This window comes from Bacteroides sp. 2_2_4, assembly GCF_000157055.1.
GTDB lineage: Bacteria > Bacteroidota > Bacteroidia > Bacteroidales > Bacteroidaceae > Bacteroides > Bacteroides ovatus.
Genome location: NZ_EQ973358.1, coordinates 272,304 through 295,482, shown reverse-complemented (window position 1 = coordinate 295,482; position 23,179 = coordinate 272,304). Strand labels below are relative to the sequence as shown.

The 23,179-nt window shown below is 41.4% G+C and carries 16 protein-coding genes; 14 read left to right on the top strand and 2 right to left on the bottom strand.

Annotated features, from left to right (window positions below):
- Positions 1 to 712: DUF3320 domain-containing protein (locus tag BSCG_RS18340; protein ID WP_139016495.1), on the top strand; the 712-nt coding region annotated here is incomplete at its 5' end.
- Between the two features lies 1 nt (position 713).
- Here BSCG_RS18340 and BSCG_RS18345 read toward each other — a convergent pair.
- On the bottom strand, positions 714 to 1,844 hold the full coding sequence (locus BSCG_RS18345; RefSeq protein WP_004304630.1) for a retron St85 family RNA-directed DNA polymerase: 1,131 nt from the start codon (positions 1,842 to 1,844) through the stop codon (positions 714 to 716).
- Between the two features lie 205 nt (positions 1,845 to 2,049).
- Positions 2,050 to 4,257: a DUF5686 family protein gene (locus tag BSCG_RS18350; RefSeq protein ID WP_032843129.1), complete on the bottom strand. Its 2,208-nt coding sequence runs from the start codon at positions 4,255 to 4,257 to the stop codon at positions 2,050 to 2,052.
- 665 nt (positions 4,258 to 4,922) lie between these two features.
- On the opposite strand from BSCG_RS18350, the gene BSCG_RS18355 reads away from it, so the two are divergent.
- From BSCG_RS18355 to BSCG_RS18415, 13 genes are all read left to right on the top strand, one after another.
- A complete protein-coding gene (locus tag BSCG_RS18355) occupies positions 4,923 to 5,396 on the top strand; it encodes a hypothetical protein (protein WP_004304628.1) in 474 nt (157 codons plus the stop codon).
- Between the two features lie 139 nt (positions 5,397 to 5,535).
- Positions 5,536 to 7,725 carry a glutamine synthetase III gene (locus BSCG_RS18360; RefSeq protein ID WP_004301833.1) on the top strand — a complete coding sequence of 730 codons (2,190 nt, stop codon included), beginning with the start codon at positions 5,536 to 5,538 and terminating at the stop codon, positions 7,723 to 7,725.
- 116 nt (positions 7,726 to 7,841) lie between these two features.
- On the top strand, positions 7,842 to 8,543 hold the full coding sequence (locus BSCG_RS18365; RefSeq protein WP_004301832.1) for a Crp/Fnr family transcriptional regulator: 702 nt from the start codon (positions 7,842 to 7,844) through the stop codon (positions 8,541 to 8,543).
- A 34-nt stretch (positions 8,544 to 8,577) separates the two neighbouring features.
- Positions 8,578 to 9,132 carry an RNA polymerase sigma factor gene (locus tag BSCG_RS18370; protein WP_004301831.1) on the top strand — a complete coding sequence of 185 codons (555 nt, stop codon included), beginning with the start codon at positions 8,578 to 8,580 and terminating at the stop codon, positions 9,130 to 9,132.
- A 67-nt stretch (positions 9,133 to 9,199) separates the two neighbouring features.
- Positions 9,200 to 10,360, top strand: coding sequence for a FecR family protein (locus BSCG_RS18375; protein WP_008775503.1), 1,161 nt, complete (start codon positions 9,200 to 9,202; stop codon positions 10,358 to 10,360).
- Between the two features lie 25 nt (positions 10,361 to 10,385).
- On the top strand, positions 10,386 to 13,964 hold the full coding sequence (locus tag BSCG_RS18380) for a SusC/RagA family TonB-linked outer membrane protein (RefSeq protein ID WP_004309835.1): 3,579 nt from the start codon (positions 10,386 to 10,388) through the stop codon (positions 13,962 to 13,964).
- A gap of 19 nt (positions 13,965 to 13,983) precedes the next feature.
- Positions 13,984 to 15,552 carry a RagB/SusD family nutrient uptake outer membrane protein gene (locus tag BSCG_RS18385; protein WP_004309836.1) on the top strand — a complete coding sequence of 523 codons (1,569 nt, stop codon included), beginning with the start codon at positions 13,984 to 13,986 and terminating at the stop codon, positions 15,550 to 15,552.
- Positions 15,553 to 15,600: 48 nt separating this feature from the next.
- Positions 15,601 to 16,674 (top strand): hypothetical protein, encoded by a 1,074-nt coding sequence (locus BSCG_RS18390; RefSeq protein ID WP_008775500.1) that lies wholly within the window; start codon positions 15,601 to 15,603, stop codon positions 16,672 to 16,674.
- Between the two features lie 101 nt (positions 16,675 to 16,775).
- A complete protein-coding gene (locus tag BSCG_RS18395; protein ID WP_004309838.1) occupies positions 16,776 to 17,780 on the top strand; it encodes a TlpA family protein disulfide reductase in 1,005 nt (334 codons plus the stop codon).
- 31 nt (positions 17,781 to 17,811) lie between these two features.
- Positions 17,812 to 19,518: a S8 family serine peptidase gene (locus tag BSCG_RS18400; RefSeq protein ID WP_004309840.1), complete on the top strand. Its 1,707-nt coding sequence runs from the start codon at positions 17,812 to 17,814 to the stop codon at positions 19,516 to 19,518.
- A 9-nt stretch (positions 19,519 to 19,527) separates the two neighbouring features.
- On the top strand, positions 19,528 to 20,670 hold the full coding sequence (locus BSCG_RS18405; protein ID WP_004309842.1) for an aspartyl protease family protein: 1,143 nt from the start codon (positions 19,528 to 19,530) through the stop codon (positions 20,668 to 20,670).
- Positions 20,657 to 21,832 carry a pepsin/retropepsin-like aspartic protease family protein gene (locus BSCG_RS18410; RefSeq protein WP_008775499.1) on the top strand — a complete coding sequence of 392 codons (1,176 nt, stop codon included), beginning with the start codon at positions 20,657 to 20,659 and terminating at the stop codon, positions 21,830 to 21,832. Before BSCG_RS18405 ends, BSCG_RS18410 begins: the two co-directional genes overlap by 14 nt.
- Positions 21,833 to 21,852: 20 nt before the next feature.
- The gene (locus BSCG_RS18415) at positions 21,853 to 23,142 is read left to right on the top strand and encodes a thioredoxin domain-containing protein (RefSeq protein ID WP_008775498.1); all 1,290 of its coding nucleotides are present in this window, start codon (positions 21,853 to 21,855) and stop codon (positions 23,140 to 23,142) included.
- Positions 23,143 to 23,179: the final 37 nt, after the last annotated feature.

The window sequence follows — 23,179 nt, the reverse complement described above, 5'->3', positions numbered from 1 at the left end:
GGTCGGTTCAATGACAGCAGCCGAAATCAATTCTACTCCGACAGAAGTGGCAGCACCTGCACCGACGGCACAGATAACCAACAATGAAATTTCATTCGTACTCAAGGCATCGCCTGTTGCTCCTGAAAAGCAAGCAGCTTCCGTTCTTTCTACTCAAAACCGGATAGAACAAAAGTACAAGTTTGCAAAGATCACCCCATACAGTTATTCACCGGAAGACTTTTTCTTTACGGACAGTTACGCTATCCTCCTCTCCCAAATACGGAAGATTATGGAAAGCGAGGCGCCAATCAGTAAATCCCTGCTCTGTAAGAAAATCCTGTCCGAATGGGGAATCAGCCGCTTGGGAACACGGGTAGAGGCACAGATAGAAACAGCACTCGACACATTGAATATCTATCGCACAGAATACGAAGGACTTGTCTTCTGCTGGAACGACAAAGAGCAATGCGCTTCCTATTCAATCTATCGCCCGGTTTCCGACCGGGAAGCGATAGACATACCACCTGAAGAAATAGCCAATGCCATCCGGCAACTATTGACCGACTCCATCAGCCTGCCTGCGGCAGATTTGATAAAAGCATGCGCACAACAGTTCGGCTTTGCCCGTATGGGATCGAACATAGACGCTGCCATGCAAAGAGGTATTCGCGAAGCTGTGAAAAGGAATTACGCCAAGATAGAAAATGAACGGGTAACGATTGCCAATTAGATTAATACCCTTTCTCCAAACATTTCAAACGGTTAATAGAATCGGATACATACGCATTGTCCGGTTCTATTGACCGCCAATAACAAAGTTCTCCAGTCAGCCGTTTCAGATAGACAGGATCACTCGAGCCAATCCGGCGCTGATGTTCCGCCAAGCCTTTTGTCAGGATAAAATAGACATTCTTCCGGATCTCTCTCTTTCTGGCTTTAGGGATTGTCAGTTTCGCACCGGAAGAAACAGATACTCCTGTAATAATCTTCCTGCCATACTCATTGATAAAACGGGTCTTCTTATGATTCGGTTCGAATTTCTCATCACGGATGATTTGTTTGATCCGGGGAATGATTTGTTCTTTGGGAAACACATCTCCCGAAAAAGTCAGGTCATCGGCATAACGGGTATAAGTCAGTCCGTATTCCGCTGCCAATGCAGCCAATTTCTTGTCCATCTCATACCCCACGATATTGCTTAACGCCGGACTTGTAGGCGCTCCCTGCGGCAAGTGCCTGTACAAGCAGCACAACACTCCCAATACTTTAGACACATTTTCCGGATAACCAATTTTCTCAAATGTCTTTTTCACCCTCCGGCTCCGTATCGAAAAGAAAAAATCATGAATATCCATTTTCAAGATATACCGTTTTCCCAGATGGGGACTGGCATTATCAACCACAGAATGACCGCTCCGGAAACCTACTGCCGCCGGATGAATCATTGTCACAGATGATAATATTCGAGAATTAATGGTGGTTTGAATAGATTGTAATTCTTTGTCAGGAGCAGAAATCATCCGATAACCTCCCTTTCTTTTTCTCATCCAGAACTCCCGGTAATGTTCGGAAACATCCCGTAGAATCTCCTTCAACCGTGCCGTTTCCACTCCCAACAAGTTGGCACACCAAACAACAGCCGATTCATCAAACTTTTGAACATACTGCGCTCTCGGAACAGTTTCTCCCAAAGCATGCCTAAGCCAGGCTCCGTGTTCCCATTTTACCTTAGTAGTCTTTTCTTCCTTACCACTGCTTGTTGCTTTCCATCTTTTATACCCCTCCTGTTTCCTGCTTGAGGAAATCATCTTATAAACCAGGAAAGCGGTGATAACAATGATCGTTATTAAAATTCCGTCCATTTTGTATATGCATATAAAAAAGAGAGAAGAGAGGATGAGTTATTTACTAAAATAAATTTAGGTATTTATACCTTAGAATTTATTTTCTAGGAAAATACCTGTGCTTATGAGGCGACTACATCTCTTTGATGCTAAATTTTGCCCTCATCCTCTCTTATACAAAGATAAGTAAAATCTTTCGATAAAACAACCGGAACGAAGAAAACTATCGGTTGAACAACTCAAACGTGAACTTACAGCCTATTCCTCCGAATTTCCAATTTTCGCTGCTCACAAAAACTCCTACGTCAAAAATATGCGTACCGATGCCATATCCTACTTCCAGATAAGGTTGAAGGTGCGGCATAGAGAGGGCACTGATATAAATACGTTCATTCTGCACATAACGGGTGTACTTCATCAGATGCCGGAGAATAAGGAACGGAGCTTCGTAGGTGAAATGCCCCCGTACATAACGGCGGGAGGAATTATACCAACGTGAGTCAAGCACCTGAAATACTCCGCCGATTTCATCATTCCAACCTACGGGAAGATTATGGCGGGAGAAATTGGCAAAGTCCACAAAATACAACTCATCCTGATTGGTGAATGCTCCGAATCCGAAACGATAATAAATATTACGCATCAATCCCAACCGGATTTGATGCTGAAGGTCAAACTCTATTCTTTCATATTCACCCGTACTCTTGAACACTCCTTTAATACCTCGTTCATAATCGACCGAGAAAGTCGGGTATAAAGAATGGAGGTTAATCTTTCGCTTTCCGTTCATATAATAATAGAGTCCCGGAGTCCACTCTATCCGGATGCGGGGAGCGAAACTGATATAAGTGTTCTTGAATTTATCCATAAATTCCGGGGGCGGCATCGGATAATCGCCAGTGATTACAAAGCGGGAAGGCTCTACCGCTGTTCTTTTATGGGCCGAGAACCCCAGACCGATATCCAGTCCGTTGACTACTTCAACGGTATGACGGAAGTTAAAATACAAGTCCTTGAAATAATCGAGATGAATTAAATCGAAATTGAAGATACTGTCCGGCATAGCTTTCAGTTCGTCCAGCACTTTACTACTATAAATACGGTTACCGTTACCCACATTCAACCGGAAGAATCCCCGCTTCTGCGGCCAGTATTCAAAATCGGCATTCAATGACCAGTAGAATTCCTTACGCGTAAAGTTGTATCCGAGTTTAGGCACAATGCGAAGTAATTTATCCCCTCTGAAAAGACGGTTATAACGAAAATCCTGTCGATAAGACAAACCGTTGCTTCCACTATAACTGAATAAGAGCGGATTGATAAACGGAGAAAATCGCACACTTCCGATATTGGACAAATTGAATTTATAATCTTCTACCATCAAATCACCCATCGTTCCCCAAAAGGCCTGACTCTTGGACGGCTTTTCTACCGTTGTCGTGTCACGTCTAAGCGTATAGTCATGATATAGTTTTTTCTCACTTTCATTCAAAGGAATCGGCCGCATGATAGCAAAGGTAGAGGCGTCCGTCTTATAAGCGTTCGTGTCACACTGTAAAGAGAAAGATTCCGAAAGATTATATTTTCTCTTCTCTTTCTTGCGCACCTTTTTTTCTTTCAGTTCGATGGATTTATAATCTAAAGAAGCGGTGTAATTACCATCCACCTTATTTCCGAGAAATTTGAAAAGAGCTTCTACGTCATAACGCACCGGCAGGAATTCATTTTTCTTGCCTACATCTCCCATCTGAATCCAACAGGTAAATGTTATCAGCTCCGATCTTCCCGAAAAACGAATTTCACGAACACTCCAAACGTTACTGCTGACCACCATATAGCCACCCACCAACTGATCGCTCTTAGTGCGGGGGATAAAGCGAACCCGATAATCCAGATTGTTAGGATCTCCCATCACGCTGTCTATCCGGTATTTATAATATTTCTGTCCGTTTTTGGCCAGTGGTGACAATAAGCGTTCATCATTCAATAAAGAAGAAGAGTAGATATTTACATTAAAGTACTCGAGCAATCCAGGCAATCCCCTATTTCCTCTCACAGTTCCCTGGGAAGCCTTTACTTTCTGATCGTAAATATTGGGAGCCGTATAATGAAGATCACTATATGTTTCAAGCAGATATTCGCGAACACCCTTTTGCAAACGAAACATAGAAGGTACATAACGGAGAATAAAATTCTTCTTCTGAATGTCCATCTTACCTTTTATATATAGGTTCGCGCGATAATCACTGACTATCGTTTCATACAAAGGTGCAAAAGTCATCACACGTTCTATAATGGAGTCAGCAGAGATTTCCTGATGGGTATAAGGATTCATTATATAATTATTGGCTGTCCCCTTTGGTATAAAAGAGAACAGACACAATATGCATCCTATCAATATTTTATCTCTCAATCGTCGTATCTCCTTCATTAACGTAGGCAAATATAAAAAAGAATATCGAAAAGCAAGAGAAGTTGGACACTAAAAAGAGTTATCAGAAGAAAACCTTCACATTATTCAAAATAACATGGAGATGAACTAAATCTTTGGCGCGGTTGTCTCGAAATAAATGCAGGAAGCTCTGCATATTCTGCTATTCTCTTCATATATAAAAAACGAAAATCCTCTTTCAACCTATCACCACCTTTCTAAAACTCTTTATTCATCGCACTTACAGAGCGGTGATAGGTTGAAAGAGGAATTAATAAAACCTGTATGGAAGAAGTTATAATATGAAGGGGATTTCAACAATAATGGGAAAAATACAAAGTTCCAATATCTGTAAATATAAGAGCCCCCTGAAAACATATTAATGACTAAATCAACCCTTCTATCTTTTTATTTATCACTTTATTCTTGACAAAGAAGAAAATTGTCGTATCTTTGCGATACTCTTCATATCAACCAGGCAGGGAACCTGCCTCGTTTCGTGGCAGGCATTTTTATGCCTGTCCTGATGCTTCATATGGCGGTTTCGTACCCCCGTGTGGAGTGTTAATGCACCCACTGCCTGGTTGGTGAAGAGTAACGGGAAAGGCGGAACCGCTCTTATTTCATAGAAAATCTTCGCCTACCACCTTATTCATAATTATATTATGGAAACAAAACAAGTTACCGTTCAACCAGCGGTGGGAGGCATGATAAAGGCTTCCAAAGATTCATTTGTTATTCCTAAAGAAGAATTAAAGGATTTCTACCTTAAATTCGCTTTCCTCCTGAACCCGGATTCCTGCTCCATAAACCGCACCGAATTCGAACTTTTAAACATTCTGCTGAAAGACCTGAAAAAAATCCTGGCAGCATTGACTCACCTCAACACCCATCCTTGGGATGAAGGCATTGCAGAAATCCAAATTTCATGCGGTGTTTACTCCCTACAAGACAACTTGAGCAAAAAAGAGCGTATGCAGATGAACACCTCTATGGGTAAACACCTACAATTTCTTACCCAAATGGCTGTGAACAGCCCAGTGTTCAAACTGTTATTCAAGAACTATCACAACCATTATATCCAAGTGGAAAGTTTGGTTAAACAGATGGCTAAAGAAATCAACGAACAGCAACAATAAGAATAGAAGTTGGAGAATCAACAGAGGGGGTACTTTTAGAAAAACACATTATTTTTCAAAATACCCCCTCTAAAATAGGGGTACTTTCAGAAAAAACATATAATTTTGCGCCATCAACCGATAAAAAAATAGACCATTTATGTCAAAAATGCGTTTTTTTGCCTTACAAGAGCTTTCCAACCGGAAACCTCTGGAAGTTATTGCCCCTTCCAACAAACTCTCTGATTATTATGGTAGCCACGTGTTCGACCGCAAGAAGATGCAGGAGTATCTTCCCAAAGAAGCTTACAAAGCTGTAACCGACGCTATCGAAAAAGGTACGCCTATCAGCCGTGAAATAGCAGATTTAATTGCTAACGGTATGAAAAGTTGGGCTAAGTCACTCAACGTCACTCACTACACACACTGGTTCCAGCCTCTGACAGACGGAACAGCCGAAAAGCATGACGGCTTTATCGAATTCGGCGAAGATGGCGGAGTGATTGAACGCTTCTCCGGAAAACTACTGATCCAGCAAGAGCCGGATGCTTCTTCTTTCCCTAACGGCGGCATCCGCAACACTTTCGAAGCACGAGGATATACAGCCTGGGATGTTTCTTCACCGGCATTCGTAGTAGATACCACTCTTTGTATCCCCACTATCTTCATTTCTTATACAGGTGAAGCGTTGGATTACAAAACTCCATTGTTGAAAGCACTTGCCGCTGTAGATAAAGCAGCAACGGAAGTCTGTCAGCTATTCGACAAGAACATCACACGCGTATATACCAATTTAGGATGGGAACAGGAATATTTCCTTGTAGACTCCTCCTTATATAATGCACGCCCCGACCTCTGCCTGACAGGACGGACACTGATGGGGCACTCTTCTGCCAAAGACCAACAGTTGGAGGATCATTATTTCGGCTCTATCCCTCCACGTGTCACTGCATTTATGAAAGAACTCGAAATCGAGTGTCACAAACTCGGTATTCCTGCCAAAACCCGTCATAACGAAGTAGCTCCCAACCAATTTGAGTTGGCCCCTATTTTCGAAAACTGTAACCTTGCCAACGATCACAACCAGCTCGTCATGGATTTGATGAAGCGTATCGCCAGGAAGCATCATTTTAATGTACTCCTGCACGAAAAGCCATATAGCGGAGTAAACGGTTCGGGCAAGCACAACAACTGGTCACTCTGCACAGATACCGGTATCAATCTGTTCGCTCCCGGAAAGAATCCGAAAGGCAATATGCTATTCCTCACATTTCTGGTAAACGCCTTAATGATGGTTTATAAAAACCAGGATTTATTGCGTGCCTCCATCATGAGCGCCAGCAACAGCTATCGTTTGGGAGCCAATGAAGCTCCTCCCGCCATCCTCTCTTGCTTTCTGGGTTCACAACTCTCGTCTACTCTCGACGAAATTGTCCGCCAGGTAGGAAATGAGAAAATGACGCCGGAAGAAAAAACCACACTGAAGTTAGGCATCGGACGTATCCCCGAAATTTTACTGGATACCACCGACCGCAACCGTACTTCTCCTTTCGCATTCACCGGAAACCGTTTCGAATTCCGCGCCGCAGGTTCTTCTTCCAACTGTGCTGCCTCTATGATTGCAATCAATGCGGCCATGGCAAACCAGCTGAACGAATTCCGGGCATCGGTAGAAAAGCTGATGGAAGAAGGAGTTGGCAAAGACGAAGCTATCTTCCGCCTGCTGAAAGAAACAATTATCGCCTCCGAGCCGATTCGTTTCGAAGGGGACGGTTATTCCGAAGAATGGAAACAAGAAGCTGCACGCCGCGGACTGACTAATATCTGCCACGTACCGGAAGCCCTGATGCACTATATTGATAACCAATCCAAATCAGTACTTATCGGCGAACGTATCTTCAACGAGACCGAATTGAACAGCCGTCTGGAAGTGGAACTGGAGAAATACACCATGAAGGTGCAAATCGAAGGCCGTGTATTGGGCGACCTCGCCATCAATCACATCGTACCAACTGCCGTTGCCTATCAGAACCGTTTGCTCGAAAATCTTCGCGGACTGAAAGAAATATTCCCGGCTGAAGAATATGAAGTATTAAGTGCCGACCGTAAAGAACTGATTCGTGAGATTTCACACCGGGTCACTTCTATCAAAGTACTCGTGCGCGACATGACCGAAGCAAGAAAAGTAGCCAACCACATGGAAAACTACAAAGAAAGGGCATTCGCATACGAAGAAAAAGTACGCCCGTATCTTGACCAAATCCGCGACCACATCGACCACCTGGAGATGGAAGTGGATGACGAAATATGGCCGTTGCCTAAATATAGAGAACTGTTGTTTACCAAATAAAATGTCTGCAAGATTGCACGAAAGCTCCCACTTTTGTGCAATCTTTTTATAGATTCGTTCATTTTCTCATTTTTTCTTTTTACTTTTGTGCTGTATAACACAGTTTTGTAGCACTCATGGTAAAAATGAATATGTCAGACATCGATATTTCGGAACCATTATCCGATATGTTAGCTCCTCTAAACAATGAGCAAAAGGAGTTTCTGATGAATAATTATACGATACAAACCTACAAAAAGAATGAAACCATCTACTGTGAAGGAGAAACGCCACATCATCTGATGTGTCTCATCAGTGGAAAAGTGAAAATCTTCAAAGATGGTGTGGGGGGTAGAAGTCAAATTATCCGCATGATTAAACCACGCGAATACTTTGCATATCGTGCTTATTTTGCCAAACAAGATTTTGTAACTGCCGCAGCAGCTTTCGAACCTTCCGTTGTTTGCCTGATTCCTATGAGTGCCATCACTACGCTGGTTGCCCAAAATAATGACTTGGCCATGTTCTTTATCCGCCAACTTTCCATTGACTTGGGTATCTCTGACGAACGTACCGTTAATCTGACACAAAAACATATTCGCGGACGCTTGGCCGAATCACTCATCTTCCTGAAAGAAAGTTATGGACTGGAAGAAGACGGTTCTACGTTGAGCATTTATCTTTCACGTGAAGATCTGGCAAATCTTTCCAATATGACTACTTCGAACGCTATCCGTACCTTGTCGCAATTCGCTACGGAAAGACTGATTACTATCGACGGAAGAAAAATCAAAATCATCGAAGAAGAAAAGCTGAAGAAAATAAGCAAGATTGGGTAAGAGAGTTTCTGCACCAATCGTTCCACCCTAAATAGTGAACATACATATAGAAAATATAATTGCAGACATAAAACGTGGCAACAAACAGGCTTTCAAAAAGCTATTTGATGACTACTATCCTATTCTTTGCGTGTTCGCATCCCACTATATTGAAGACAAAGAAGTTTGCAAAGACATCGCACAAGATGTATTGTTAGCTTATTGGGAACGGAAAGAAGATTTTGACGACATTTTGAAAGTAAAAAGCTTCCTTTATACCGTCACCCGAAATAAATGTCTGAATCACTTAAAACATGAGCAATTAGATATTCCCTATTTTTCTGGACAGGAAGAGTTCGATAGTGGCTTCGAAGCTGCCATTATCGAACAGGAAACATTCCACATGGTTCGCAAAGCGGTAGAAGAATTGCCTACCCAAATGCGAAATATCATCTTATATTCTATGAAAGGGTTAAAAAACCATGAGATTGCTGACAAATTGCAAATTTCAGAAGGCACTGTCCATACGTTAAAGAAATTCGCCTATCGCAAACTTCGCGAAAGTCTCAAAGGCATAAATTACACCTTATTACTATTTTTATGCAAATAAAGTAACTTTTTGATTACCCCGTTTTTTCGATTGGATTGTTTTACTTATATAACAAATCGAAAAAACGATGAATTCATTTAAAGAAAAATTTAAAATTGCAAAAATCTTAGCTTCCTTATTTACTCATTCGTCTACCCCCGAAGAGGAAAAGAACTATCGTGCATGGTTGGATGAAAACCCGGAACATCAAAAGATAGCCGACCGGATATTAAATAAGGAAACGTATGAAGAAAACAGCCGGTTAATAAAAAGCTTCTCTTCACAAAAAGCGTGGGAGAAAGTCTATCCGTTATTAGGAGGCAATCAATCGGGTACTGTTTTTTCGTGGAAAAAGAGTCTGAAATATGCAGCTCTCATCTTATTGTTATTAGTACCTGCTTCTTACTTTATCTATCATTGGATATCCGAAGAAACGATTAGCGACATCACTCCGGGAACCCTTGGCGGGGAACTGATCTTGAGTGACGGCAAATCTTTCAATCTTTCCGACAATAATCTTCCGGAGAATGCGGTCAGAGCATTTGTGATCGATTCGAAAGGGATTAACTATCAGATTCCCGCCAACAAACCGCAAGTAAAAGAAATCCAAAACACACTACGCACATTGCAGGGGATGGAATGCCTTATCACGCTTTCCGACGGCACAAGGGTACATCTCAATGCGGAAACCCGGCTGACTTATCCGGTTTGTTTCAGTAGTAAAGAACGTATTGTGCAAATTGAAGGGGAGGCTTATTTTGATGTTGCCCCGGACAAGGAGCATCCGTTTATCGTAAAAACATCGCATACATCTATCCGGGTGACGGGAACGTCGTTCAACGTAAGAGCCTACGCTGATGAAGATACGGAAAGTACGACCTTAATCAGTGGAACAGTAAGAATCAACAGTAGAAATGAAGAATTCGAATTAGTTCCCAACCAGCACTATACATATAATAAAAATACCGGTACAAATACCGTCGCCAACGTAAACACTGATTTGTATACATCTTGGGAATCCGGATCATTTATCTTTTTAAATGTCCCTCTTGAGAATGTGATGTCATACCTGTCCAAATGGTATGGATTCCAATATTCTTTTGAAGACGAAGCAGCCAAACAGGTGCGTATCGGAGCTTACCTTAACCGCTACGCCAACATGAACCCGATTATCGACATGATTACAGAATTAAATCTGGTCAATATCAAACAACGGGAGGGCATCCTGCACATTTCCTACAAACAGTAATAATACATAATATAACTAACGCATTATGAAAAAACGAGTAAAATCCCTGCCGTGGGTGGTATCTTATGCAAGCAGAAACTTTGTGAAGTTCTGTCTTTTATGGATATTCTCCCTTTCTTCACTCATGATTCAAGCACAGGACAATCAGAGAATCTCCATTGACTTGAGAGGAGAAACGCTGGAAGCAGCACTCTGGTATCTGCAGAATCGTACGAAATTTGTCTTTATGTATGGAACGGAAGACATTGCTAATGTGACCGATATCACCATCAAGGCAAAAGATAAGACAATTACTGAAATTCTGGATGAATGTCTGGAAGGCACTAACCTGACTTACGAAATCTCTGGTAGCGCAATTGTTATAAAGAAAAAGCAAAGCCAGAAAGTTACAATCAGTGGTTGGATTCGAGATGCCAGTGGCGAAGCATTACCCGGTGCCACTGTTACGATTCGAGGCTCCAAACATGGAGCCATCGCCGGATTGGACGGACATTATACTTTTAATATTCCGGCACAAGAGGGATTGATTCTAACTTTTTCTTTTATCGGAATGGAAAAGAAAACGTTGAAATATACAGGTAAGAAAACAATCAATGTCACTCTGACCAGTTCCAGTACGGAAATTGACGAAGTGGTGGTTACCGGTTATCAGAATATTCAACGCCGCGACCTTGTTGGTTCCATTACTACGATAAAAGCGAAAGACATTATAATACCTTCCTACACTACTATCGACCAAATGTTACAAGGACGTGTAGCAGGTATGGTGGTTACTAACTCAAGTAGTCGTGTAGGTACGGCGCCTAAGATCCAGATTCGAGGTACCAGTACGCTACAAGGAAATCGTGATCCATTGTGGGTAGTAGACGGTATTATTCAGGAAGATTTCCAAGTAACACTAGATAGCGGCGAACTGATGACTAAAAGTTTAAAGGATATCATCGGCAACCAGATTTCATGGCTAAACCCCGCTGACATCGAAAACATCACAATTTTGAAAGATGCTTCCGCCACTGCTATCTATGGTTCAAAAGCATCTAACGGTGTAATCGAAATCACAACCAAAAAGAATACCACTGACAGATTGACTGTGAACTATTCCGCCAACTTTAACATCGGGCAACGCCCTAATTATGGAATGTTCAACTTTATGAACTCTCAAGAACGCATCCGTTTCTCACAAGAGGCGTTCGATGCAGGAATCACTTACGCAACAATGCCTTATAAGGATCCTAACACCTATGAAGGTATATTACGGATGTTGCAGGAACATGACATTTCTGATATCGAATATAGAAAACTTTACAACGACATGGAAACCCGCAATACTGACTGGTTCAAACGCCTGACACGCCGTTCGTTCAGCCATAGTCACAACGTTAGTGTTTCCGGTGGAACGAACAAGTTTAGTTATTCGGCATCTATGGGATATAACAACAGCGAAGGTCAGGAAATAGGCAATGATAACGAACGTATGACAGGTCGCATCGCTCTGATGTTACGTCCGATAGAAAAACTGACTATCAGTATGACTTTAAACGGTAGCGTTTCTACTACTAACGGCTTTTTCGACGATATCAATCCAATGGGTTATGCTACCAATACAAACCGTATCATCGACCCGGATGCTTATTATATGCAAGAAAACGGATACTATTATAAAACAGGAAATAAAGAAACCCTTTCATACAATTTTATCAATGAACGGGACAACAGCGGTTCAAAAGCACGCTCCAACTTCATGTCCGCTTCCTTAGATGTCAACTGGCATGTCCTTGACTGGTTAACTTATCAATTTACAGGCGGTTATTCGACTAATAACAGTACAAATGAAAGCTGGGCTACCGAACACACGTACCACATTGCCAACCTGTATCGTGGTTACGATTTTAATTCTGTTACTCCCACCAGTGCCGATTTTAAAGCTGCACAGCTTCCATTCGGAGGTAGATTGTACACAAACGACAATAACCAGTATTCTTACAATATCCAGAACAAGCTACAATTCAGCAAAGCATTCAATCCTAATAACCGATTGAATGCGCTATTGGGTATGGAACTTCGCTCGTCTACAGCTAAAGGAACAGCCAATACAGTTTGGGGATATGTACCGGACAGAGGTGAACGTATTGTAGCGCCTACCATACCAAGCCAAGTAGTATCACCGGGCGGAAGTCCAACAGGCTGGGGAATATTAAAAGAACTTTATGACAGAGGTTGGAAAAGAACAAACAATACCAACAACTTCCTTTCGTTCTTCGCTACTTTTGCATACTCATTCAAGAATCGCTATGTAGTCAATGCCAATGTACGAAATGATGCTTCCAACGTTTTCGGACAGGATATCAATCACCGTATCGACCCGACTTATTCATTCGGTTTTTCCTGGAGAGCATCGGAAGAAGCTTTCTTCCAAAAGCATCTGAAATGGATCACAACACTCAATTTCAGAGGAACATTTGGTATTCAGGGAAACGCTTTGACACGTGAAAGTCCTGAACTAATCTTAAGTCAGAACGGAGTACAAGCAGGATATAATCGATATTACTCCACTATTAGCCAGATCCCCAATCCGTATCTCTCCTGGGAACGTACCAAAAACTGGAATTTCGGTGTGGACCTGGAACTGTTTCATATGTTTTATATGAATCTGGAATACTACACCCGACGTTCCAATGCGGTAATCACCGTAGATTTACCATTCGAATATGGAATTAACGACATGAAACGTAACGGCGGAATTATTTACAATCGGGGAATTGAATACACGTTATCATTCACACCTGTTCAGAAACGTGATTTCAGCCTGAATATTAACCTGAATGCCTCTAAAAACTGGAACAAAGGCGGAGAAACCACGATTGACAGAACCACGGGGATGTACTTGACCGGAAGCAACACCCAGATATTAAAAGAAGGATATCCGTTAAGCGGATTCTGGTCATATTCCTTTGCCGGTCTTGATGGAAGTAACGGCAAACCGATGTTCAACTATGTTGAAGTCCCGGAAGAAGAAAAAAGTAAAGGCATCGACCCGACCACTTACCTTGTATATTCCGGAGAAAAAGAGCCGTATTTCACCGGAGGTCTCGGTTTGAGTTTCCGCTACAAATCTTTGTCACTAAATACCAGCTTTTCCCTTTTGTTAGGTAGCAAAAAGCGTTTGACGTCACCTTACAATGATTTCCGAGGAGAACATAATATGATGCCCGATCCAACCAAGAATATAAACCGCGATTTATTGAATCGCTGGCAAAAAACAGGAGACGAAGCTTACACAAATATCCCCGGGTTGCCGATATGGCCATTAGGGATCGCTTGGACTTTGCCTAACACGGAGACCGCAGAATCACCCATTTATATGTGGGAAAAATCAGATGCTATGGTAGTCAGCGCTTCATTCCTGCGTTGCCGTAACATTGGATTATCCTGGCAGATGAAAAAAGAATGGTGCGACAAGATACATGCTAAAAACCTGTCTATTAACTTTAATATGGACAATGTATTTGTAATAGCCAGCAAACGTTTTAATGGTTTTGATCCGGAATTAGAAAACAGCATCATGCCACGTTCTTTCTCATTGGGACTTAATATAGGATTTTAAACAATAAACAAAGAGAGATATGAAACTTAAATATTTAATTTATACAATTACACTGACCGGCCTCACCGCTTGCGGAGATTTCTTAGAGCCAAAGTCACAGAGCCAATATATACCTAAAGACGCTAATGCATTGCAAGAGATGCTTATCGGAGAAGCCTATCCCCAACAAAAGGATACCAAATTTCTCAACTATCAGGAAATACTCGCAGATGATGTCGAGCAGAATCAGGTGGAAGGTTACGAATTCCCAGAAAACGACAAAGCAGATATGGAAATATTTGAGATACTGTATAGCTGGCAACCCAATATGTTCGAAATACGAGAAAAATTGGGACAACAAACAGTCAATACTTGGGAGAACCTTTATGAATATATTTTAGGAGCTAATGCCACACTTGACTATATTGACGAAGTATCCGGTACAGAAATTGAAAAGAATTATATTAAGGCACAATCCTATGCCCTACGGGCTTTTTATTATTATATGTTAGTCAATCAGTACGGACTTCCCTATAATTATAACAAAGAATCATTGGGAGTTCCTCTCAAGCTGGACAGTAAAATGAGAGATGATGACAATATATTGATGAGACGGAACACGGTAGAAGAAGTATACCGACAGATTGTTACCGACCTAAACGAAGCAGAACGTTTATTCCTAACTCTCTCCGCCACACAACAATATGAACCGAACTACCTTGTCAGTTTACCTATGGTACAATTATTAAAATCACGTGTAGCTCTATATATGGAAAATTGGGAAGAAGCTAAAACGTATGCGGAGAAAGTTATCAAAGATTGGAACTTCTCACTACGCGATCTGAATACTATTCCTGCACCGGAAGCAGGTATAAAAGAACCTTATTACACATTCAATACATATGATTCGCCGGAAGTCATCTGGAGTTATGGAACTATCAGAGACTTGACAGGTGAATACGAAGGTTATATCGATAAGAAAGATGAAAACAGCGATGAAGAAAAGACCAGAAGAATGTTCAAAGCAGCAGACGGGTTAATCAACAGTTTCTCAGAAGGTGACTTACGCAAAGACCGTTATATTACTAGGGAAATGCAATATAACGAGGCGGTTCCGGAGAACAGCACATTTTATGATACTTATCTCCCCTATGGCAAATATAAGACACTACGTTCTGTCCCCACTTCCGGAAGCAGTGATTATTTTGCACTCTCCTTCCGAATAGCAGAAGCTTATCTAAACTATGCAGAAGCCGCTGCCATGAGCCAAGCCGAAGGAGATGCCATCACCGCTATGAATACATTGCTGGAGAAACGATATGATAGAGGAAACGCACCGTCTTTTTCCGGATTGAGCGGAGATGCTTTGATCACCCAAATACGTGAAGAACGCAGAAAAGAACTTTGCTACGAAGGACAACGCTGGTTCGACTTACGTCGATATGGTATGCCTTCCATACAGCACAAATGGGAAGGCAAAGTTTATACACTAACAAAAAACGATCCTTCATACGTATTACCTATTCCTACAGAAGTGTTGCAAAGAAACTTATTATTGGAACAAAATCCGTTCGGACCGGAACGGACTGGAGTTCCTGTTACAAAATAACTATAAATATAAGAAATAATGATCGTCAATTTTAAACAACAGAGAATCATGAAGCCAATATATAATGTATGGATATTACTATTCTGTCTCACATTCTCGTCCTGTTATAATGAAGATATTATCAACCCGACACCAGATCCACTTGCACTTGCCGGAGGATTTGAGTTTCCGCAGGGAAATAATTCATGGGACAATGATGTTATGAAAATCTACCAAGACTTCGGAGTGAAAATAATATATAAAGATATCACAGAAAAAGATCTCAATAAAAATTGGACTAATGGTGGAGTCGGTAGTTCATCAAGAGTCTTCGAGAATTGTCTCAATGACGAAATGGGAGCATTTTATATTACTTTTATGAAGAACCACATTTTTCCTTACCTCAACCGGGAAGTTACGGATAGAGTATTTCCCATGTACTGGTATATGGTATACAATTATTCTGTATTTACTTCCATTATACCGGGAGTACTGGAATATTATGTTGCACTGCCCGAGCATGATGACGGCCAAACCGACTGCTGGATAACTTGTTTCTGGGGAGATAAAGCCCACAGTACTTACGATGACCCAATCACAGGATGGAAAACTCCTATTGCCGGCAATAAGGATAGTTTTACCATACGCCGCTTCAAAATAATTGATGAAGTTATAAATACAGCTATCGCCAACGGAAATATTATCATACCCGAAGATGAATTTGATGCAGGATTTGACCATTTAACTCCGATTGTCAGAAGTGAAGACATCGAAAGTAAAGCCGATCCTAATTATTATCTTAAAAGAGGCTATCCTGGTAATGTAAATTCATTATCAGGTAAACATTCTAAACCCGATTCCGATAATCCTCCAACAGCCAAAGAAACATTTATCGGCTATCTGCAAATAGCCATGCGTCATACCAAAGAAGAACGGGAAGTAATGTTTCCTTCGGCAACCTATCCATTTCTAAGCACTAAGTTCGATTTTGTGACAAACTATCTAAAAAAATATAATATTGATTTGGAAGCTATCGCCAAAGGACCGGAAGATTGGGATATTAAACCTTATCCGGAACTACAGAAAACTGATGAAGGAGATGGCGATGATGATGATCCTTGGGGAGACTGGGGAGATTGGTAAAGAAACTCTTCCATAACGATTAAGTTAGTCATTTCATTAAAGGATAGATAAAATAAGAATAAAGATATTTAGAATTTACCATATATTATAAACTCCAAATCATGAAATTAATAAGACTCTCATTGATATTATTGCTCTTATGCAGCACCACTCCTCTATGGAGCGACAGCGGACTTCAATTCAAAGGAAAGTTGAGACTACTCAAACCAACCACTTTGCAAGTTAAGGATTTGAATGGGAACCTCATTTTAAGTTGTCCTATTAACCAAAATGGAGTATTCGAAACCGAAAAAAAAGACATTATATCCGATGTATATACACTATATATTGGGAATACGGAGCAAAACATATACCTCGAAAACAGACCTGTAACCATTCATGGTTTTTTCGATGAAAAGAATCCCGAACAAAGTTCACTTTCATTCACCGGCATTGATCCGTTTCTGACTTTACAAAACTATATGCCGACCGAAAGAGATCCGGATAAAGCAACAATCCCGACTTCTGCCAAAGAGAAGCTGACATCTGCCATGGCATCCGCATTAGCTTATCTGGCAGATGTGAATGATTACCCATCCAACAAAATGTTATTGGATATGATACCGGAACAAGATAGGAATTCGTTGTCTGCCAAATGGTTAATCAACAAAGTAGAAGTCCTCTCCCACCAGATTATCGGTGCAGAATGTCCTGGTTTTACGTTCATTGACAACAATGGAAAGAGCATAGGTTTAAAGGACTTCCGTGGAAAAATTGTCGTACTGGATTTCTGTGCTTCCTGGTGTGGCCCTTGCCGCAAAGAGATGCGCAGTATGCTGACAATATACAATGATCTGAAAGCAGATGATTTAGAATTCATCAGTGTTTCGTTGGATGACAGCGAAGCAAAATGGAGAAAAATGCTGGATGAAGAAAAACTGCCGTGGGTGATGCTATGGGATAAAACAGGATTTCCCAAAAACAGCAAGACTCCAAGTGCTATTCAGACTGCTTACGGTTTCTACTCCATCCCTTTCCTTGTTGTCATTGACAAAGAAGGTAAACTCGCTGCACGTAATGTCCGAGGGGAACAAGTACGAGAAGCCATTTTAAAAATAAGACAATAAACAAACTATATAAATTATAACTCTTTCGACAATGAAGAAACTTATATTTCCAATCGTATGCTGTTTTATCAGCATGACAGTATCAGCCCAGTTAGTCAAACAGCAGGCAGAAACACAAAAAAAACAATCCGAACTGGACTGGTTTAACTGTTCTTTCGACCAGGACAGTGTATACGGAGCTGAAGTAAACAAAGCTTATGATTACTTGAATGCCAACAAAAAGAAAGCAAAGAAAAGACCGGTTGTTGCATTGATCGGAACAGGAATGGACGTAGAACACGAAGATCTGAAACAGGCTATCTGGGTGAATCCCAAAGAAAAACTAAACCAGAAAGACGATGACAAGAATGGTTGGATAGACGACATCAATGGTTGGAATTTCATCGGTGGCAAAGACGGTCAGGTCATGGAATCTCTGACACGCGAAGGAGAACGTGAATTTTTCCGTCTGAAAGATAAATATGCAGATTATATCTTTGACGGAAAGAAATATTATAAAATCATTAACGGAAAACGTCAGGAAGTACCCGCACCGGAAAATTTGGAAGAATACAATTACTATCGTTATAAAGTAATGCCTGAATCCAGAATCGGTGGTTCATACGGTGGATTGCAACTCTCTTACGTCATTGAAGAATATATTGAGAAGTTTGATAAGGACATGAAAAAGCGTTTCCCCGGAAAAGAGCTAACTGTCGATGATTTCCAGAGCTGCTATGATCCTAAGGCAGAAAGAGACAGCCTTTCTGAAATTGCTTTTGTTTTTACCGCTTATTCATTCAGCATTTACCAAACGGACAAATGGGATCTCGTATACCAAAGAATGGGGAAAAAAAGTGTGGAAACAGCTAAAACTTCCTATGAAGATGCTTTAAAGAAATACGGAACTGATAACCGGAAAGAAATTGTAGGTGATAATCCTCTGGATATTAACGACACGCATTACGGCAATAATGTACTGTTGACATCTGATGCGGCAACAGGCGTAATGAAGGCCGGCGTTATCGCAGCTAAACGTGACAACGGTATCGGAAGTAACGGTATTGCAGACAATGCAGAAATCATGACTTTACGCATCCACCCGGGAGAAGGAGAACCTTATTTAAAAGATATGGCACTGGCTATCCAGTATGCAGTAAACCATGGAGCGGATGTTATTTTATTGCCGGAACAAAATTCATTATACCCGGAAGAACAGAGACAATGGGTAGCAGATGCACTGAAAGAAGCTGAAAAGAAAGGAGCATTGGTAATAGTTCCGGTCTGGGATCTGTCAGCAGACATGGATAAAGACGAGTTTTTCCCTAACCGGAAGATGAGAAAAGACGGAGAACTTACCAATTTTATGGTGGTTGCTTCTTCAGACAAGAATGGAAATCCGGTATTGAACACCAATTACGGTGCAACTGCTCTCGATATTTATGCTCCGGGAACAGACATTTATTCATCTTATATGGGTGACACTTATCAAAAAGGAACTGGAGAAGGAATGGCTTCGGCTACTGTAGCCGGTGTAGCTGCCTTAGTGAAATCATATTTTCCTAAATTAACCGGCTCGCAAATCCGTGACATACTACTGAAGAGTGTCACTTCACGCAAAGGGGTGGAAGTGGAAAAAGGAATCCGCGTAAACGACAGTCCTTCACAAGACTTGTTCCTTTTCGATGATTTGTGTATTTCCGGAGGTATTGTAAACGCTTATCAGGCAATTTTGGAAGCAGAAAAAGTCAGCAAATAAAATTAGCTTATGAAGTATACGACTCGTATGATAGGAACCGTCGTCGCCTTTTGCATGGCGGTTCCTGTATTCGCCCAACAATATAAGGCAACCATACCTTACCGGATGGTAGGTGAAAAGATGATTATCGAAATGAAAGTGAACGGCACGGCACGTCCTTTCATATTTGATACGGGAGGACGTACGGCACTCACGACTCAAGCCTGCCAGGCACTGCAAATGGCAGCCACCGACTCGACTAAAGTAACGGATGTGAATAACGTGGAAAGCTATTACAAGACTACCCGGATAGAGAACCTGACTACCCCCGACCATGTTATTAATTTCAAAAATGCTCCGTCACTGGTCATTGATGAAGTAAAAGGCTGGGAATGTTTTGGAGTAGATGGCATCATCGGCAGTGATTTATTCGCCAACACCATTGTCACTATTGATTCACAAGCCAAAAATATTATAGTTACCTCTGCTGAAAAGCCATCGACAGTGTCTTTACGAAAGATGTTGAATTTCACCAAAGGGGGCGGTATGCCGATCGTCAGCGTACAGATAGCTCCGGTCAGCAATATAAATGTATTATTTGATACTGGTAGTCCCAGCCTGTTATCACTTATCGAAAGTGATTTTGAAAAAATCAAACCGGAAGCCTCTATGGAAGTGGTTTCCGAAGGGTATGGAGAAGGGAGTATCGGAGTATCCGGTCAGGCGGACAAAGCTTCTTCTTACAGGGTTCGTATTCCATTGCTATCAGTCGGAGCCACCAAATTCCGTAACGTAACAACCAGCACCAACAATCACCCTTACACATTATTGGGTGTCAAACTGTTGCAATACGGTAAAGTGACCATCGACTATCCACGCGGAAGATTCTATTTCGAAGCATTTCAACCGGACAATGAAATAAACAATCAAGGTAACAATTTTGACTTAACGGTCAAAGACGGAGATTTGTTTGTATCTACCGTATGGAGCAGTACGAAAGGTAAGATAGCAGTCGGAGACAAGGTAGTTAAAATCAATGGCAAACCTGCTAAGAAATATGACTTCTGCGAAAGTATTCTGAACGGAATACCGGAATTGAAAGAGAAAAAGAAGACGAAACTGACGATTGAGACAGCTTCCGGAGTAAAGGATATTATCTATGAAAAAGAATAATATGAAAAGTATAGGAATACTGACCGGCTTATGGCTGCTATTATTTCTAAACTGCGGACAAAGAATGGCAGCGCAAATCCGGAATAAGGTTTGCGACACCATTCCTTATGAGTTTATACAAGAGAAAATCATTATCCCCGTCACTGTTAACGGTATAAAAGTGAAATATATCGTCGATACGGGAGGAAGAACCGGAACGATGTATGATGCCGCAACGGAAATGAAAGCTACTGCCGCAGGATATATGCGTATCTCCGATGTGAATGCACAAGGCTCCAATTATCAGGAAGCGCACGTACAGAATGTTTCTATCGGGGAAAACTATAAAATCAAGCAGTTGAAGACGATGGTACTGCCTAAGAATCCATTCTTCACCGGACTAGGGGTTGTCGGTATTCTTGGAGGAGACGCTTTCGCACAGTCGGTAGTCACATTCGATTCCCGTTCTAAAATAATGGTTATCAATTATCCGTATCGTCCCGAAGGACTAAAAGTAACGGATGGGATTCCGCTGTTGGATGAGACGGATCATCACTCCATTGTCAATGTCCGCTTAGGGGACAATGACTTCAAGGTTCTGTTCGATACAGGTGCGGGAGGCTTTCTGCTTTATTCTACAGAAGATTATGAAAGGCTGTCTGACATTTCGAAAGTTACTAACCATGGATATGGTATCGTAGCTGCCGGAATAACAGGTCTAGGCAAGCCGGTGGATATAAAGAAGGTGACTGTTCCTCCTATCAACATCATGGGGAAAGAATTCACGAACGTGGGTAGTACGACCACAGTGATGAATGGAAGCATCATCGGGGTGGATTTACTGGAATACGGTAAAGTAATTATCGATTATATGCGCAGACGATTCTACTTTTTCCCGTTTGAAGAAGGAAAAACCGACATGGGCGGTGCTCCCGCTCTCTGGAACGTGAGTATTCTGCCACGCAATGACAGATTCGAAATTACAACGATCTGGGACAGCATGAAAGATAAAGTTGCTTTCGGCGACCAGGTGATTAACATCAACGGTACTTCTTTGGACGATTGTCCCATGAGCCAAATGGCTGTGGAAGATATCATGAACGCCATCCGCGGTGATACCGGTTATATTATTGTCAAGAAAGACAATCAAGAGAAAAAGATTGAAATCAGGAAAGAGAAATAAACTTTAAACAGAAAAAAGATATGAAGCGAATAATAACAAAGATGTATCTCTGTCTACTTGCATTTTGTATTGCCGGAGGAATCAGTGCACAGACACAGAACAGTATGACAGAGGTCATTCCATTCAAAACCATTGATGGAAAGATTATCGTAGAAGCCGCCATTAATGGCGAAGTGGCAGACTTCGTCCTCGATCTGTCAGGACATAACGCCCTGCTTCCTGAGGCTCTCAAGAAGTTACGCATCGACACGGGGAAGAACGGTACTTTTAGTGCTTATCAGGATTTTGTATTCAAACAAGTACCTGTTGGAAAAGTATATGAAATGGCAACAGTTGCTATTGGCAACAACACGTTTAACAACGATCTGCCTGCTTTCACTCTGGAAGACGAACCATATCTGCGCAAGCTGGGAGTGATGGGTGTATTAAGCGGTGCTATTTTCCGCACTTCCGTTCTGACTATTGATATGCAGCGGAAAAAACTCACAATTACGCAGCCCTATCGTCCTTCTTACATGAAATTAAACTACCGGGAGAACTTTGAGCTAATTACAGGATTAGGAATCGTATGTCCAATATCCATTCAGGGAAAACCCGTTTCTCTTGTTCTGGATACATGGAGCGAAGGATTAGTGAATCTTACCGAAAAAGATTTCAATACATGGAGCACACAATATACCAAAGGAACCAACCAAAAAGTTTCCAATGGATATAAAGAAGCGACTCAAGAAGAGGAAAGCCTCATCTTACCTGAAACCATGTTTGTAAAAACAAAGATTGAGGATGCCATGGCAGTGAAGAATCCATACCTGAAACGCTCCGTATTAGGCAAAAAGATACTGGACTACGGAATCATATCCATTGACTATATTCATCAGAAAATTTATTTCCAGCCGTTTGACATGGTTCCTATACCGGAAGCGGAAGCTAAAGTAACGGAAACTAAAGTTGAAGACGGTAAACTGAATCCGATTACCCGCCAATTCTTCCTCGAACACATCTTCGACTACAGAAAAGGGAACGATTTCGTTTATAATGGCGAGAAACCGGTTATAATTGATTTCTGGGCAACTTGGTGTGGACCTTGCATGCGCTTACTTCCGGAAATGGAAAAGCTGGCTGAAAAGTATAAAGGTAAAGTTGTATTCTACAAGGTTAATGCGGACAAAGAAAAGGATTTATGCAATCACTTCGGTGTACAGGCATTGCCTACCTTATTCTTCATACCTGCAGGCGGCAAACCGATTATTGAAGTCGGAGCTACTCCGGAGAAGTACGTACAAATCATCGAAGAGCAACTACTGAAATAAAAACTCTCTCTTAATTATATAACTACATTAATCTGAA

Excerpts from the sequence above, each read along its gene's own strand:
- BSCG_RS18345 (WP_004304630.1), bottom strand. The coding sequence starts at position 1,844 with ATGGACGGAATTTTAATAACGATCATTGTTATCACCGCTTTCCTGGTT.
- BSCG_RS18350 (WP_032843129.1), bottom strand. The coding sequence starts at position 4,257 with ATGAAGGAGATACGACGATTGAGAGATAAAATATTGATAGGATGCATA.
- BSCG_RS18355 (WP_004304628.1), top strand. The coding sequence starts at position 4,923 with ATGGAAACAAAACAAGTTACCGTTCAACCAGCGGTGGGAGGCATGATA.
- BSCG_RS18360 (WP_004301833.1), top strand. The coding sequence starts at position 5,536 with ATGTCAAAAATGCGTTTTTTTGCCTTACAAGAGCTTTCCAACCGGAAA.
- BSCG_RS18365 (WP_004301832.1), top strand. The coding sequence starts at position 7,842 with ATGGTAAAAATGAATATGTCAGACATCGATATTTCGGAACCATTATCC.
- BSCG_RS18375 (WP_008775503.1), top strand. The coding sequence starts at position 9,200 with ATGAATTCATTTAAAGAAAAATTTAAAATTGCAAAAATCTTAGCTTCC.
- BSCG_RS18380 (WP_004309835.1), top strand. The coding sequence starts at position 10,386 with ATGAAAAAACGAGTAAAATCCCTGCCGTGGGTGGTATCTTATGCAAGC.
- BSCG_RS18385 (WP_004309836.1), top strand. The coding sequence starts at position 13,984 with ATGAAACTTAAATATTTAATTTATACAATTACACTGACCGGCCTCACC.
- BSCG_RS18390 (WP_008775500.1), top strand. The coding sequence starts at position 15,601 with ATGAAGCCAATATATAATGTATGGATATTACTATTCTGTCTCACATTC.
- BSCG_RS18395 (WP_004309838.1), top strand. The coding sequence starts at position 16,776 with ATGAAATTAATAAGACTCTCATTGATATTATTGCTCTTATGCAGCACC.
- BSCG_RS18400 (WP_004309840.1), top strand. The coding sequence starts at position 17,812 with ATGAAGAAACTTATATTTCCAATCGTATGCTGTTTTATCAGCATGACA.
- BSCG_RS18405 (WP_004309842.1), top strand. The coding sequence starts at position 19,528 with ATGAAGTATACGACTCGTATGATAGGAACCGTCGTCGCCTTTTGCATG.
- BSCG_RS18410 (WP_008775499.1), top strand. The coding sequence starts at position 20,657 with ATGAAAAAGAATAATATGAAAAGTATAGGAATACTGACCGGCTTATGG.
- BSCG_RS18415 (WP_008775498.1), top strand. The coding sequence starts at position 21,853 with ATGAAGCGAATAATAACAAAGATGTATCTCTGTCTACTTGCATTTTGT.